The sequence below is a fragment of the Bacillus sp. A260 genome, from assembly GCF_009861435.1.
GTDB classification, from domain to species: domain Bacteria; phylum Bacillota; class Bacilli; order Bacillales; family Bacillaceae_G; genus Bacillus_A; species Bacillus_A cereus.
Window position 1 is genome coordinate 3,603,623 of the sequence record NZ_CP046398.1, and the last position, 14,167, is coordinate 3,617,789.

Below are 14,167 nucleotides of genomic sequence, written 5' to 3' on the forward strand. Positions count from 1 at the left end.
GGAAAAGATTTGCATATAATAAAAAATGACCTAGTTCTACACTAGGTCATTTTTTATTAACGAGGGATAGATTGCATTACAGATTGTAACGTTACTCTTTCTTCTTCTGTTAATGGAAGAAGTGGTAAACGTACAGAACCTACATCTAATCCAACCATTTGTAACGCTGTTTTTACTGGAGTTGGACTTGGCGCCATAAATAATGAATCAGTTACTCTTACAAGTAATTGATGTAATTTTTGTGCCTTCTTAAATTCTCCTGCTTGAAATGCTGTAATCATTTCTTGCATTTCGTTTCCGATAACATGAGAGGCTACCGAAACGATACCTTTCGCTCCAACTGCCATAGCTGGTAACGTTAAACCGTCATCACCGCTGTATACCGCAAAGTCGTCCGCTGTTTTTTCAATGATTTCTGTCATTGTTAACACATCGCCGCCGGCATCTTTAATAGCAACAATGTTTTCTATTTCTGATAAACGAACAACTGTATCAACGGAGATTTGTACAATAGATCGTCCTGGAACGTTATATAGCATAACCGGAAGCGGCGTGCTTTCAGCAATTGCTTTAAAATGCTGATACATTCCTTCTTGACTCGGTTTGTTATAATACGGTGCTACTAGCATTACTGCATCCACACCAACTTCTGTTGCCTTTTTAGTTAAGTCAATAGAAGCATGCGTATTATTGCTACCTGTTCCAGCGATTACGGGCACTCTTTTATCGACAACAGATACGACATGGCGATATAACGCTACTTTCTCTTCTGAAGTTAATGTAGGAGATTCTCCTGTCGTTCCTCCTACCACGATTGCTGTTGTACCGTTATCAATTAAATAATTTACCAATTTCGTTGTCTTTGCAAAATCGATATTCCCGTTTATATCAAACGGTGTTACCATCGCGGTTGCAATTGTCCCAAAATCTATCATGGTCTCACTCCTTATTGTTCCAGTTGCTTTTCTTTTGAAAGCTCAAACGCACTATGTAATGCATTTACAGCCTCCACTAAATCAGTTTCTTTTACAAGAACCCAAATTGTTGTATGACTATCTGCCGATTGCAGGATTTGAATACCTTTTTCCGCTAAAGCTGTAACGATTTTCGCAGTAACCCCTGGGTATCCTGCCATTCCAGCCCCAACGATAGATACTTTCGCACAATGTTCTGTCACAATTGGCTCATATCCAAGGTTCTGTAATAATTTAACTGCATGACTTGATACATTATCACTCACTGTATATGCTACGCCAGTAGGTGAAATATTAATTAAATCAACACTTATTCTTTCGTTCGCCATCTCTTTAAACACATGTTGTTGCAAATCATATGCCGTTTCTTTTGCAAGCACTTTAATTTGCGTTACGTTTGATACGTGGGCAATGCCTGTAACAGGACGTTCTTCTACATCACGACCTCTTGTAGCACCGTCATATGCTGAAATAAGCGTACCTTCACTATCAGAATACGTAGAACGTACACGAAGTGGCACTTTTGCATGCATCGCAATTTCAACTGCACGTGGATGAACGACTTTCGCACCTTGATAAGCCATGTTACAAATTTCGTTATACGTTACAGTTTGAAGATGACGTGCATCTTTTACAATACGAGGATCCGCAGTCATAACACCTTCTACATCAGTGAATATATCGATGTATTCAGCATGAAGTGCAACACCTAATGCTGAAGCTGAAGTATCACTACCTCCGCGTCCAAGTGTTGTCGTATCACCTTTTTTCGTTTGTCCCTGGAATCCTGTAACGACGATTACATCTACATTTTCTAACTCTTCATGTATACGATCGCAATTCATTTCAATAATCTTTGCATTCGTAAAGTCATCATTCGTTACAAAACCAGCTTGTGCACCATTTAATGCTGCTGCTTTTATACCGTTCTCATTCAACATATTAGAGAAAACAATTGCAGAGATTAACTCTCCACACGATAATAATAAATCTTGCTCACGCTTAGAAATAGTAGATTCCTCTTGATTTACAAGACTTAATAACGTATCCGTTGCATATGGTTCACCTTTACGGCCCATAGCAGATACGACAGTAACTACTTTATAACCAGCAGCTAATGATTTTTTTATATGATGAAGCGCATGCTTACGTCCATTGTCATCACGTACTGATGTGCCACCAAATTTTTGAACAATTATTTTCATATTTTGCACCTTCTCTTAGCCGTTTACACTAATTGTAATTTTACTAAGCGCTCTGCAATTTGAACAGAATTCCATGCAGCGCCTTTTAATAAGTTATCAGATACGACCCAAAGATGGAATCCTTTATCGTTATTTAAATCTTTACGGATTCTTCCAACGAATACTTCGTTTTTACCTACTGCAGTAGCTGGCATTGGATATAACTGCTCTTCTGGATTATCTTGTAGAACAATACCTTCCGCATTTGCAAGTAAGCTCTTTAATTCTGCTACTGTTACGCCTTCTTTTTCTACTTCGATGTAAACAGACTCAGAGTGTCCTGATACAACTGGTAAACGTACACATGTTGCCGCTACTTCTAATTCAGGCATATGCATAATTTTTTTCGTTTCGTTAATCATTTTCATTTCTTCAAACGTAAATCCATTATCTTGGAATTTATCAATCTGTGGAATCGCATTAAAAGCAATTGGGAAATGCTTCTTATCACCTGATACAGGAAGAACATTTGCCTTAACTTCTTCGCCATTTAAGATTGCTTGTGATTGTTCATGCAGTTCTTCAATAGCTGCCGCACCAGCACCTGATACAGCTTGATATGTGGAAACGATTACTCGTTTTAAACCATATTGCTGACGAACTGGCTCAAGAGCTACTACCATTTGAATTGTAGAACAGTTTGGATTTGCAATAATACCATTATGTTCTTTTAAGTCGTTTTCATTTACTTCAGGTACAACAAGTGGCACGTTTTCTGTCATACGGAATGCACTTGTATTATCAACAACAATCGCACCGCGTTTTGCTGCTTCTGGCGCTAATTGTTTCGATACAGATCCACCAGCACTAAATAGTGCAATATCTACTCCTTCAAAGCTTTCAGGAGTTGCCTCTTGAACTGTAAATTCTTCGCCTTTAAATACAAGTTTCTTACCTGCAGATCGTTTAGATGAAAGTAACGTTAATTTCCCGATTGGAAATTCTCGTTTCTCTAAAGTATTTAACATTTGTTCACCAACTGCGCCGGTTGCTCCAACTACAGCGACATGAAAAGTTTTTTGCTTTTCCATCACTATGCCCCTTTCTAGATACCAATCCTTCTATAACTTAGAATCAGAAGGAGTATACAATACCCCTTCTAATCTTAATAACGTTAATTTTATCATATTCTACAGTAAGAATGATGGTTTCATCAAAAATTGTCCGTTTTTTTTCGTTTTTTAATTCATATATCTGAATTTTTCTACGACCACCGGTTGCAATTGCTTCCCTTGCAGCGCTTCTAATACTGTATCTTCCAGTAACTCCATACGAGCTACCATTGAGTTCGGTTTTTTCTCTGGCGCATCTTGACCGAATGGGACGAAGTAGATGTTTTTTGTTGCCATTAGGCGCATGAGGTTGACACCAACAGGGTGATAACAAAACAAGGACTTTTTTATTTCTTCTATTATATATAGAAATCATGTTTTGTTAAATTGTTATAATTTTATATGGAAGAAAAATTTTCTAAGCATAAAGTATTCATTTTATTATTTCATAAACAATCCCTACATCTTTGTTTTTTGATATAATAATACAATTATTAACATTAACTAGGAGGAACATTCTTTGAAAAAATTAATTATTGCAGGACTATCAATAGGACTTTTAGCTGGATGTGGTTCTACAGATAGCAAGAGTGAAGCTAAAGACTATACAGCACAAAGTAGCACATCAGAAACTAATAATAAAAAAACAAGTAAGCATCCTTTCCCTAAAGATGCCACACCAGTTGGAGAAGGAAAGATAAAAGTTAGTACACCAGCAGGAAACTCTGAAAACGGAAATGCTCCAGTTTTATTTGCAAATAATAATGATTTAATGCTGCATCTTGGTATAGATTATGCTAACTTCCAAGGAGACAAACAAACATTTGTTTATGTTGATAAGATTTTCAAAGAAACATTACAAGTCGCAGAGCTAACTCAAACGTCAATTATTTTAAGTGAAGATACCTTAAAACCAGGGGTACATACAGTTACAGCAGTTCAATTTGAAAATGATGATCCAAAAGGTAAAGTATTAAATTTTATTGAAGCTAAATACGAAGTTAAAGAAAAGAAATAATACATACTTAATATATATTTTCTTTTAGAGGGCATCTTTATGAAAGTTGTACTCTCTATATTTAAAACTTTTCGTTTAGTAGGTTTAATTATAAAGCCAGTACTTAAAGCATTATTTAAAAGTAAATTTTAAATATCATAAAAATTAAGATCCCCTTCTGCATATGAGTGCATCAGGGGATCTTTTCAAATTATTCTATTCGTTCTACAGACAGTACTCATAGATAAATAAGAAACGGTGTATATTTACACTAACATTTATAAAGATGAAAATCAATATATAATTATCTACATATAGAACCAGATAATAATTTTTATTCATAAAACTATTCTTTTGTAAAATATCAACACCAATTTATTACTTTCCTATTAGTGTTTTACCTCTACGTTATACTAAATTACCTATTGAAAACTATAACAACCACACAGGTTATAAAATATATTTTCCCAAAGAAAATTTATCCATTTATTGTTATAATTATATCCGTGATATTTTTCTAGAGGGGGTTCCTTTAAAAAACAATAGAATAATGGAAATCCATACTAGGCACTCCTCTTCTTTAATACGTTCATAGAAATATAGAAAGGGTTTATATGATGGGACAATTTCAAAGTAATTTTCAATCAGCACAACAAATCGCTACGCAAATGAGGTCAGCTTCTGATACCATACAAAGTGCAACAAACCGCTCTATAAAAAAAGCGACGCGTACTACACTTTCTGTTAATTCAAAAGCACAAGAAGCAAACCAACAAGCTTTAGATTTGACGAAACAATTTTCCGCAGCCTTTCAACAAGCGGTCGATAATATTCATTTGGTAGCCAAAGAGTTTGAGAGAATGGATCACGAGCTTCACAACAATTTCCGCTAATATGACCACCTTCGTAAAGATAAAGCGGTAGGAGGAAAAAAGATGGACCAAAATATCGAAAACCAAATTAAACAGTTAAATCAAAAGTTACGAAGTGTATTTGAAGAACAGGACCGAAATCAATCCGCGATTCGAACTCAAGAACAAGCCGAAGCTGATTTTCACGAATTGAAAAGACGGAGCAATCACTTATTTAACCGCATTTTAGAAACTTGGCACAACGATAGGGAATTATCTCATTTTTTTATGAATATCCGTCAAGAAGCACAACACATTGAGCGAAAACTTACATTCGAATTAGAAGACCAAAAAGAAACATTACTTAAAGAAAGACGAGACCTTAGTGATTTAGAAAACGACCTATCCTACCAGCAACAACAATTAGCAAGGGAGGTCAATGCATGAGTTTAAATATGTATTTGGGAGAAGTACAAAGCCAAACTCAAAGCATGAATGCTGTATGTACGGCTACCATACAAGGTATGGAACAAGCCATTCAGTCGATTGACGCTTTTGCAATTGATACTGTTCTACAAGGACAAACATATAGCAGTGCAAAATCATTTTTTGTACAAACTTTTCGTCCTTTAGCACAAGGAATCATTTACTTATGTGAAGAATTAATCCGTCAAAATACTGCCTTTCCAAACGATTTTCAATCGCAAGTAGCTTCAACAGATGTAATCGAACAAGAAATATTAGAACAAATTCGAGAAATTGACCGAGTGAAAGCAAGTATGGAAGCCATTACTCAAACTATGCCAATACCAGGCATGGACGCTATGGCGAATCTTTTTACTGTCATGAGACATAAACTTCAAGAAAAGTTAAATCATCTATATGAATTTAATCAAACATCCAGTAATAACTACAGCACAGCCCTTCAACTAGCATCTAGTATTGCTACTGGTCTTGCCGAAGTTCAAAGTGGAAAAGGATTTAATCCTGCAAGTGGCACGTTTAGTACACAAGGCTTGAATATGGAGTGGACGAATTCTATCCAAGCGATTACAGAAGAAAAAAAACATCATTCTGAAGAAACCAGTATTATAGAAGAATCGTTGTTCGATAAACTTAAAGATACTGTTGAAAATAACGTAGAAGCGATGGATCATTTGTACGAAAAACTTATTCGCCAGATAGAAAACACTCCTATTATCGGGCAATATCATAACTACAAAAAAGGGCAAAATGAAGCGGTGTTAGATGAACTTAAAGGAATTTTAAACACAATTTTACATCCAATAGATAGTGTTGAGGGCGCTGTGTATGCCCTTTCTCACATCGACGAAACATTTGCTGCTGTAGAACAAGCTATTTCTGATTCCTGGGATCAAGATGTTGTAAATGGAGATTGGAATAGTAGAGCTAAATGGGTTGGAAATGTAGAGATGCAAGTTAAATTGGCAATTGCCGAATTCTTTGTAGGAACAAAAGGTGTAGATAAAATTTCAAATTTAGGTAAAGTATCAAAGGTAGGCAAAACCTCAAAACTTAGTGAAAGTGTAAACTTTATACAAGGTATTAAAAACGTAATAAATTTCGATAAGTTTAAGCAAAGTGTCGACATGCTGAATAATATTCTAATGCCAAAAAATCAATTTGCTCTTGCCGATACCAATGCACTTAATCTAAGATCTTTTGATTACACTACTTTTAATAAAGCCAAAGATACTTTTTTATTCTTCGATAAATTTAAGTCTCACCCTAATTCCATTTATAAAAACAATGGTTCTGTTGAACATATATTTCATGGAAACGTGAATAGCCGAGGACAAGCTGGTGGATTTCATCATGAAAGCATGCCATCTAAAGGGAAAATTCGCTCGATTACAGAAGAACCAAACGAACATGGGGTATACAAGGCTGAAGTTGAGGTTAATGGAATTCCTAAAGAGTTTGAATCCTCATTTTTCCCAAAAGATTGGAATAGAGTAGAAGTTTTACAGGCAGTTAAAGAAGCCTATAATAATAAGGAATATACTGGACGAGGTAATAGATACATTGGTAGAACGTCACATGGTATAGATATTATGATGTTCATTGATTCAAGGAATCGTGTTATTTCGGCCTTTCCATTACGTTAACCATTGAGAGGATGATCTTTAATATATGAAATACACATATGAATTTTTTCAAGGACCTTTTAATCTTTTGATGATTAAACTTCCTGAAAATATATCGTTGGTAGGGGAATTTTTAGAAAATGATATTCAAAATAGTGACGGTGTGTTTTGGCTATCTCGTATAAATAAAGTATTGGACTGCGAAGTTGATTTTCTAGAAGTAGGTGGAAATAGTTGTGATTTAGAAATACGTAATGACTTCACAAAAATTACCCATCGTTATATAGAAGATGAAAACTACTCTTGCAACATCGAAACCGATGAACTAAAAGAATTAATTTTAGTATGGGTTAAAGAAAAAGATAAACATAAAAAATAAGTGCGAATATTTTGGGAGCAGATGTTCAAAAAGATAAAACTTTCATATTTAATAAGTATGATGAAGATGAAAGTGAAATCCCTCTTGAAATAGAAACTATTACATTACGAAATCTAATAGATATTTGGTTAAATGAGCATACAAAATTGACAACCGAAAAAATAACGAGTAAATAATGTTACATACAGTACGAAAAAGGCCGCCCGTAATAGGCGGCCTTTTTCGTTAAATTAACGCACATTCACATACGTATCACTAGCCGTAATATAGAAAACTTGCCAGTGACTATTATGCACTTTATATTGATACGAACCATTCACACTTATCTTCGCATCAATCGTAAATCCTAATCCTACATCTACAGAACCAGCCACGTCTCTCATGCCAAGATGGGGCATCTAGGATCGTTCTTTATCACTTTATTATAATACCTTGCGATGTAAAAGATTCTTGTATCTCCTTAGAATCTACATCTTTAGCATATACTGACACATTATAACTACCATTTTTATTCGGCGTATACTTAAATTCATTTGTTTTACTATAATTTTGGGCAATTCTCCAGTTGCCATCTTCTTTTACCCAAAATTGATATACTGGTTGACTACTTCCTGTTGCTTTGGCTGTAAAAGTTATTGCCTGACCTGATTTTGGTGCTTCTATATCTCTACTCAACTCTACAGCTGTGACTTTTTCTGAAGTTTTTATTGTAAAATCATTCACTTTTATTGCTTCTTGATTCGTTTTTGCATCCGCATCTTTAGCATATACCGACACATTATAACTACCGTTTTTATTCGGCGTATACTTAAATTCATTTGTTTTACTATAATTTTGGGCAATTCTCCAGTTACCATCTTCTTTTACCCAAAATTGATATACTGGTTGACTACTTCCTGTTGCTTTGGCTGTAAAAGTTATTGCCTGACCTATTTTTGGTATTTCTATGTCTCTATTCAACTCTACAGCTGTGACTTTTTCTGAAGTTTTTATTGTAAAATCATTCACTTTTATTGCTTCTTGATTCGTTTTTGCATCCGCATCTTTAGCATATACCGACACATTATAACTGCCGTTTTTACTCGGCTTATATTTAAATACATTTGTTTTACTATAATTTTGGGCAATTCTCCAGTTACCATCTTCTTTTACCCAAAATTGATATACTGGTTGACTACTTCCTGTCGCTTTGGCTGTAAAAGTTATTGTTTGATCTAATTTTGGTGCTACTATATCTCTATTCAATTCTACAGCTGTGACTTTTTCTAAAGGTTTCACCTTAAAACTATGAGCTTGCATTGCTTCTTGTTGTGCTTTAGAACCTGCTTCTTTAGCATATACCGATACATTATAATCACCATTTTTGTTCGGTGTATACTTAAATTCATTTGTTTTACTATAATTTTGTGCCATTCTCCAGTTACCATCTTCTCTTACCCAAAATTGATATACTGGTTGACTACTTCCTGTCGCTTTGGCTGTAAAAGTTATTGCTTGACCTAATTTTGGGGTTTCTACATCTCTTGTTAACTCTACTTGATTCACTTGTCCGTTCACTTTAAAAGTCCCACGAGAGTATTTATCCCAATCTTTATCTATATACAATGAATTTCCCGCACGGTCCTTTATAGTTATGTAATCGTAAACCCATTCTCCACTCTCTGAAAACTCTGGTATATTGGCAGTTTTTACCCATCGACCTTTCTCATCTCGATCAAAATTATATACAGCTAACCTTCCACCTCCTGATGGACTCCTAAATGCAACATAGATACTTTCAATACCCGAATCTGTGTCCTCTGCATCTACATACACTTCCATTGATTCTCCTATTTTTACTACATCCTTACTAAATGTAATATTCTTTAGTACAGGAGGGGTTGTATCCACTTCCGTTTGACCTTCCACTTTAAAAGTCCCATGAGAGTATTTATCCCAATCTTTATCTATATACAATGAATTTCCCGCACGGTCCTTTATAGTTATGTAATCGTAAACCCATTCTCCACTCTCTGAAAACTCTGGTATATTGGCAGTTTTTACCCATCGACCTTTCTCATCTCGATCAAAATTATATACAGCTAACCTTCCACCTCCTGATGGACTCCTAAATGCAACATAGATACTTTCAATACCCGAATCTGTGTCCTCTGCATCTACATACACTTCCATTGATTCTCCTATTTTTACTACATCCTTACTAAATGTAATATTCTTTAGTACAGGAGGGGTTGTATCCACTTCCGTTTGACCTTCCACTTTAAAAGTCCCATGAGAGTATTTATCCCAATCTTTATCTATATACAATGAATTTCCTGCACGGTCCTTTATAGTTATGTAATCATAAACCCATTCTCCATTCTCTGAAAACTCTGGTATATTGGCAGTTTTTACCCATCGACCTTTCTCATCTCGATCAAAATTATATACAGCTAACCTTCCGCCTCCTGATGGACTCCTAAATGCAACATAGATACTTTCAATACCCGAATCTGTGTCCTCTGCATCTACATACACTTCCATTGATTCTCCTATTTTTACTACATCCTTACTGAATGTAATATTCTTTAGTACAGGAGGAGTTGTATCCCATTCTGCCTTGGCATTTGAGACACTAATAAAAAAACACATAAAAAATAAATTTAATATAATAATTTTCGTTAAAATATTTCTCTTCACTATTCGGCCCCTTTCAAAATAAATTTACTTAACTATGCAATTACCTATATCATTATATTCCAAAAATATGAATATTAAAATATAAATCTATCATTTCTTTTTCATTAGATAGAACCACTATAGACAAAGAAAGCATACCCATTTTAACAATTAAGAAAGAAAAATAAAATTTAAGCTTGATGAAGTTATTGATGTGAAATAACGTAAGGTTTACTTCATTCATTTTTATTTATGAATAATAAAGAACGACCCCTATGAGTCGTTCTTTATCACTTTATTATAATACCTTGCGATATAAAAGATTCTTGTATCTCCTTAGAATCTACATCTTTAGCATATACCGACACATTATAACTACCGCTTTTATTCGGCGTATACTTAAATACATTTGTTTTACTATAATTTTGGGCTATTCTCCAGTTTCCATCTTCTTTTACCCAAAATTGATATACTGGTTGACTACTTCCTGTCGCTTTGGCTGTAAAAGTTATTGCCTGACCTATTTGTGGTACTTCTATGTCTCTATTCAACTCTACAGCTGTGACTTTTTCTGAATTCTTTATTGTAAAGTCATTCACTTTTATTGCTTCTTGACTCGTTTTTGCATCCGCATCTTTAGCGTATACCGACACATTATAACTACCGTTTTTACTCGGCGTATACTTAAATACATTTGTTTTACTATAATTTTGGGCTATTCTCCAGTTTCCATCTTCTTTTACCCAAAATTGATATACTGGTTGACTACTTCCTGTCGCTTTGGCTGTAAAAGTTATTGCCTGACCTGATTTTGGTGCTTCTATGTCTCTACTCAACTCTACAGCTGTGACTTTTTCTGAAGTTTTTATTGTAAAATCATTCACTTTTATTGCTTCTTGATTGGTTTTTGCATCCGCATCTTTAGCATATACCGACACATTATAACTACCATTTTTACTCGGCGTATATTTAAATACATTTGTTTTACTATAATTTTGGGCTATTCTCCAGTTTCCATCTTCTTTTACCCAAAATTGATATACTGGTTGACTACTTCCTGTCGCTTTGGCTGTAAAAGTTATTGCCTGACCTAATTTTGGGGTTTCTACATCTCTTGTTAACCCTACACTTGTGACTTTCTCCTGCTCTCCCACCTTGAAGCTTTGTACTTTAAAAGATTCTTGTTTCCCTTTTGAATCTGTCGCTTTTGCGTAAACTGATACATTATACTCTCCAGTTTTATTTGGCTTGTATGTAAATGTATTTATTTTACTATAATCTTGTACAACTCTCCATTTGCCATCTTCCTTCACCCAAAATTGATATACTGGTTGACTACTTCCTGTCGCTTTGGCTGTAAAAGTTATTGCTTGACCTAATTTTGGGGTTTCTACATCTCTTGTTAACTCTACTTGACTCACTTGTCCGTCCACTTTTAAAGTCCCAAGTGAGTACTTATCCCAATCTTTATCTATATACAATGCATTTCCTGCACGGTCTTTTATAACTATAAAATTATAACTTAATTCTCCACTCTCTGAAAATTCCGGTATATCGAAAGTTTTTACCCATCTACCTTTTTCATCTCGTTCAAAATTATATACATCTAAGTTTTTATTTTTTGATGGATTCCAGAATGAAATATAGATACTTTCTATACCTGAATCTGCGTCCTCTGCATCTACATACACTTCCATTGATTCTCCTGCTTTTACTACATCCTTACTAAATTTTATATTCTTTAGTACAGGAAGAGTTGTATCCCATTTCGTTTGACCTTCTACTTTTAAAGTCCCATGTGAGTATTTATCCCAATCTTTATCTATATACAATGCATTTCCTGCACGGTCTTTTATAACTATAAAATTATAACTTAATTCTCCACTCTCTGAAAATTCCGGTATATCGAAAGTTTTTACCCATCTACCTTTTTCATCTCGTTCAAAATTATATACATCTAAGTTTTTATTTTTTGATGGATTCCAGAATGAAATATAGATACTTTCTATACCTGAATCTGCGTCCTCTGCATCTACATACACTTCCATTGATTCTCCTGCTTTTACTACATCCTTACTAAATTTTATATTCTTTAGTACAGGAAGAGTTGTATCCCATTTCGTTTGACCTTCTACTTTTAAAGTCCCAAGTGAGTATTTATCCCAATCTTTATCTATATACAATGCATTTCCTGCACGGTCTTTTATAACTATAAAATTATAACTTAATTCTCCACTCTCTGAAAATTCCGGTATATCGAAAGTTTTTACCCATCTACCTTTCTCATCTCGTTCAAAATTATATACATCTAAGTTTTTATTCTTTGATGGATTCCAGAATGAAATATAGATACTTTCTATACCTGAATCTGCATCCTCTGCATCTACATATACTTCCATTGATTCCCCTGCTTTTACTACATCCTTACTAAATTTTATATTCTTTAGTACAGGAGGAGTTTTATCCCATTCTGCCTTGGCATTTGAGACACTAATAAAAAAACACATAAAAAATAAATTTAATATAATAATTTTTGATAAAATATTTCTCTTCACTATTCGGCCCCTTTAAAATAAATTTATTTAACTATACAGTCACCTATATCATTATATTCCAGCAATGTAAATATTTAAATATAAATCTATAATTTCTTTTTCATTAGGTAGAATCACTATAAACAAAGAAAGCATACCCATTTTAACAATTAAGAAAGAACGAAAATACATTTTAAGATTGATGAATTTATTGATATGAAATAGTGTAAGATTTAAAATGAAAAATCATCAATTATAACAAAAAAAAAGCCGACTCAATTAAGAGCCGGCCCTTTTTATTTAAATGAACCCCAACTACTAACACGTTTCCCGTTACTAGTCTCGCCACTTGCAATATAGCCATAACCATCCGAACGTTTTTGACGTAACCAAACATATCCATCTTTTTCATAACCGAATGCATCATACTTTACTTCATCGCCTGCATTCAGTGTAGCGATAACAGGAGCATCAGTGAATGGTTCGGTACGAAGTTTAATAGATGTATTTAATTTTAATACACCGTCTTGTTTTATAAACCAACTAGAATCATATTGACCAGTTGCAATTGTTTTATCTACTCCTATAAACCACTCTAAACTCTTATTACCAATTAAATAATTCAAGTCGCATTTACCAATACCAGAAACATTTCCTGTTTCAGTGTACTGCCAAATATCACATAGATAATTAGGCTTATTACCGCCATAACGTGGAATCCAAACAAAGTCCGCTGAAATATTACGTGCTTCAAATTGCTCATAAGTATGATGACCTACATATAATCCAACCTTTTTAGCGCCAAGTCTGCGCAATTCATCAATGAAAGTTTGCGTACCTGCTCTCATGTCTCCCATTGTTTTTACTTCCACATCAGCAACCCAGAATAATGCATCTTTGTCACCACGATTCCAGAAGTCGCGAGCTTCCACTTTTGCATCTTCTACAGATACGAAACGACAGAAAGCATAGTTACCAAACGGCACATTACGTGCTTTCATAGAAGCTACATAAGACTTATACATGTGGTCAACATAGTTGGAACCGTCTTGAACACGAGCAATCACTAAGTCTAGTTGACCTGCTGCTACGTCCCAATTAATATTACCATTCCATTTTGAAATATCTACAATATGTCCCATTATTGAACATCTCCTTCAAAAAGTTTTTGTTTAATTTCTGTTACGTCTTTAGAAATAGATCCAAAAGCTTTTGCCTGCTCTTCAATAACTTCTTGGTTCTTTTGAATAACCGCTTGATACTGTGTTTCGCGTTGTTCATTCTTTTTTTGCGTGGTAAAAAGCATCCACACGAATAATCCTGCGAATGCTCCTTGTTGAATGACTGAATTGAAAATTGCATCTTCCATT

12 protein-coding genes and 3 pseudogenes are annotated in these 14,167 nt (G+C 34.4%); 6 read left to right on the forward strand and 9 right to left on the reverse strand.

All coding sequences use genetic code 11. The features are described 5' to 3' along the window. Positions 1 to 56: 56 nt before the first annotated feature. The 4 genes and pseudogenes from dapA to spoVFB form a co-directional block, all read right to left on the reverse strand. Entirely contained in the window at positions 57 to 935 is an 879-nt protein-coding gene (gene dapA / locus GD442_RS17995; protein WP_000564763.1) for a 4-hydroxy-tetrahydrodipicolinate synthase, read from the reverse strand. An 11-nt stretch (positions 936 to 946) separates the two neighbouring features. Beyond that, complete coding sequence (gene dapG, locus GD442_RS18000) at positions 947 to 2,179, reverse strand: aspartate kinase (protein WP_086400998.1); 1,233 nt, start codon at positions 2,177 to 2,179, stop codon at positions 947 to 949. A 23-nt stretch (positions 2,180 to 2,202) separates the two neighbouring features. After that, positions 2,203 to 3,249 (reverse strand): aspartate-semialdehyde dehydrogenase, encoded by a 1,047-nt coding sequence (asd, locus tag GD442_RS18005; protein ID WP_000414846.1) that lies wholly within the window; start codon positions 3,247 to 3,249, stop codon positions 2,203 to 2,205. Between the two features lie 150 nt (positions 3,250 to 3,399). After that, positions 3,400 to 3,588 (reverse strand): annotated as a pseudogene (gene spoVFB, locus GD442_RS18010) (dipicolinate synthase subunit B); the annotation flags it as partial. Positions 3,589 to 3,790: 202 nt separating this feature from the next. On the opposite strand from spoVFB, the gene GD442_RS18015 reads away from it, so the two are divergent. The 6 genes and pseudogenes from GD442_RS18015 to GD442_RS18040 form a co-directional block, all read left to right on the forward strand. Beyond that, a complete protein-coding gene (locus tag GD442_RS18015; protein WP_086407678.1) occupies positions 3,791 to 4,288 on the forward strand; it encodes a hypothetical protein in 498 nt (165 codons plus the stop codon). A gap of 596 nt (positions 4,289 to 4,884) precedes the next feature. Beyond that, positions 4,885 to 5,160: a TIGR04197 family type VII secretion effector gene (locus GD442_RS18020; RefSeq protein WP_140348535.1), complete on the forward strand. Its 276-nt coding sequence runs from the start codon at positions 4,885 to 4,887 to the stop codon at positions 5,158 to 5,160. 42 nt (positions 5,161 to 5,202) lie between these two features. After that, positions 5,203 to 5,565, forward strand: a complete 363-nt coding sequence (locus tag GD442_RS18025) for a DUF3958 family protein (RefSeq protein WP_086407680.1) — start codon at positions 5,203 to 5,205, stop codon at positions 5,563 to 5,565. After that, positions 5,562 to 7,247 carry an EndoU domain-containing protein gene (locus GD442_RS18030; protein ID WP_086407681.1) on the forward strand — a complete coding sequence of 562 codons (1,686 nt, stop codon included), beginning with the start codon at positions 5,562 to 5,564 and terminating at the stop codon, positions 7,245 to 7,247. Before GD442_RS18025 ends, GD442_RS18030 begins: the two co-directional genes overlap by 4 nt. 25 nt (positions 7,248 to 7,272) lie before the next feature. Next, entirely contained in the window at positions 7,273 to 7,605 is a 333-nt protein-coding gene (locus GD442_RS18035; protein WP_086407682.1) for a hypothetical protein, read from the forward strand. Further along, positions 7,599 to 7,781: pseudogene (locus GD442_RS18040) on the forward strand (hypothetical protein); the annotation flags it as partial. The gene GD442_RS18035 and the pseudogene GD442_RS18040, both read left to right, overlap by 7 nt. Positions 7,782 to 7,835: 54 nt before the next feature. On the opposite strand, the pseudogene GD442_RS18045 reads toward GD442_RS18040, so the two are convergent. The 5 genes and pseudogenes from GD442_RS18045 to GD442_RS18065 all read right to left on the reverse strand — a co-directional run. Then, positions 7,836 to 8,004 (reverse strand): annotated as a pseudogene (locus tag GD442_RS18045) (N-acetylmuramoyl-L-alanine amidase); the annotation flags it as partial. Between the two features lie 15 nt (positions 8,005 to 8,019). Then, the gene (locus GD442_RS18050; RefSeq protein WP_159365136.1) at positions 8,020 to 10,284 is read right to left on the reverse strand and encodes a triple tyrosine motif-containing protein; all 2,265 of its coding nucleotides are present in this window, start codon (positions 10,282 to 10,284) and stop codon (positions 8,020 to 8,022) included. Positions 10,285 to 10,553: 269 nt separating this feature from the next. After that, entirely contained in the window at positions 10,554 to 12,818 is a 2,265-nt protein-coding gene (locus GD442_RS18055; protein WP_159365137.1) for a triple tyrosine motif-containing protein, read from the reverse strand. A 275-nt stretch (positions 12,819 to 13,093) separates the two neighbouring features. Continuing rightward, entirely contained in the window at positions 13,094 to 13,939 is an 846-nt protein-coding gene (locus GD442_RS18060; RefSeq protein ID WP_086407720.1) for a GH25 family lysozyme, read from the reverse strand. Next, complete coding sequence (locus GD442_RS18065) at positions 13,939 to 14,166, reverse strand: BhlA/UviB family holin-like peptide (protein WP_086407721.1); 228 nt, start codon at positions 14,164 to 14,166, stop codon at positions 13,939 to 13,941. The genes GD442_RS18060 and GD442_RS18065 overlap by 1 nt, the downstream gene beginning before the upstream one ends. Between the last annotated feature and the right edge of the window lies 1 nt (position 14,167).

Coding starts and splice junctions, on each gene's coding strand:
- dapA (WP_000564763.1), bottom strand. CDS start 935: ATGATAGATTTTGGGACAATTGCAACCGCGATGGTAACACCGTTTGAT.
- dapG (WP_086400998.1), bottom strand. CDS start 2,179: ATGAAAATAATTGTTCAAAAATTTGGTGGCACATCAGTACGTGATGAC.
- asd (WP_000414846.1), bottom strand. CDS start 3,249: ATGGAAAAGCAAAAAACTTTTCATGTCGCTGTAGTTGGAGCAACCGGC.
- GD442_RS18020 (WP_140348535.1), top strand. CDS start 4,885: ATGGGACAATTTCAAAGTAATTTTCAATCAGCACAACAAATCGCTACG.
- GD442_RS18025 (WP_086407680.1), top strand. CDS start 5,203: ATGGACCAAAATATCGAAAACCAAATTAAACAGTTAAATCAAAAGTTA.
- GD442_RS18030 (WP_086407681.1), top strand. CDS start 5,562: ATGAGTTTAAATATGTATTTGGGAGAAGTACAAAGCCAAACTCAAAGC.
- GD442_RS18035 (WP_086407682.1), top strand. CDS start 7,273: ATGAAATACACATATGAATTTTTTCAAGGACCTTTTAATCTTTTGATG.
- GD442_RS18060 (WP_086407720.1), bottom strand. CDS start 13,939: ATGGGACATATTGTAGATATTTCAAAATGGAATGGTAATATTAATTGG.
- GD442_RS18065 (WP_086407721.1), bottom strand. CDS start 14,166: ATGGAAGATGCAATTTTCAATTCAGTCATTCAACAAGGAGCATTCGCA.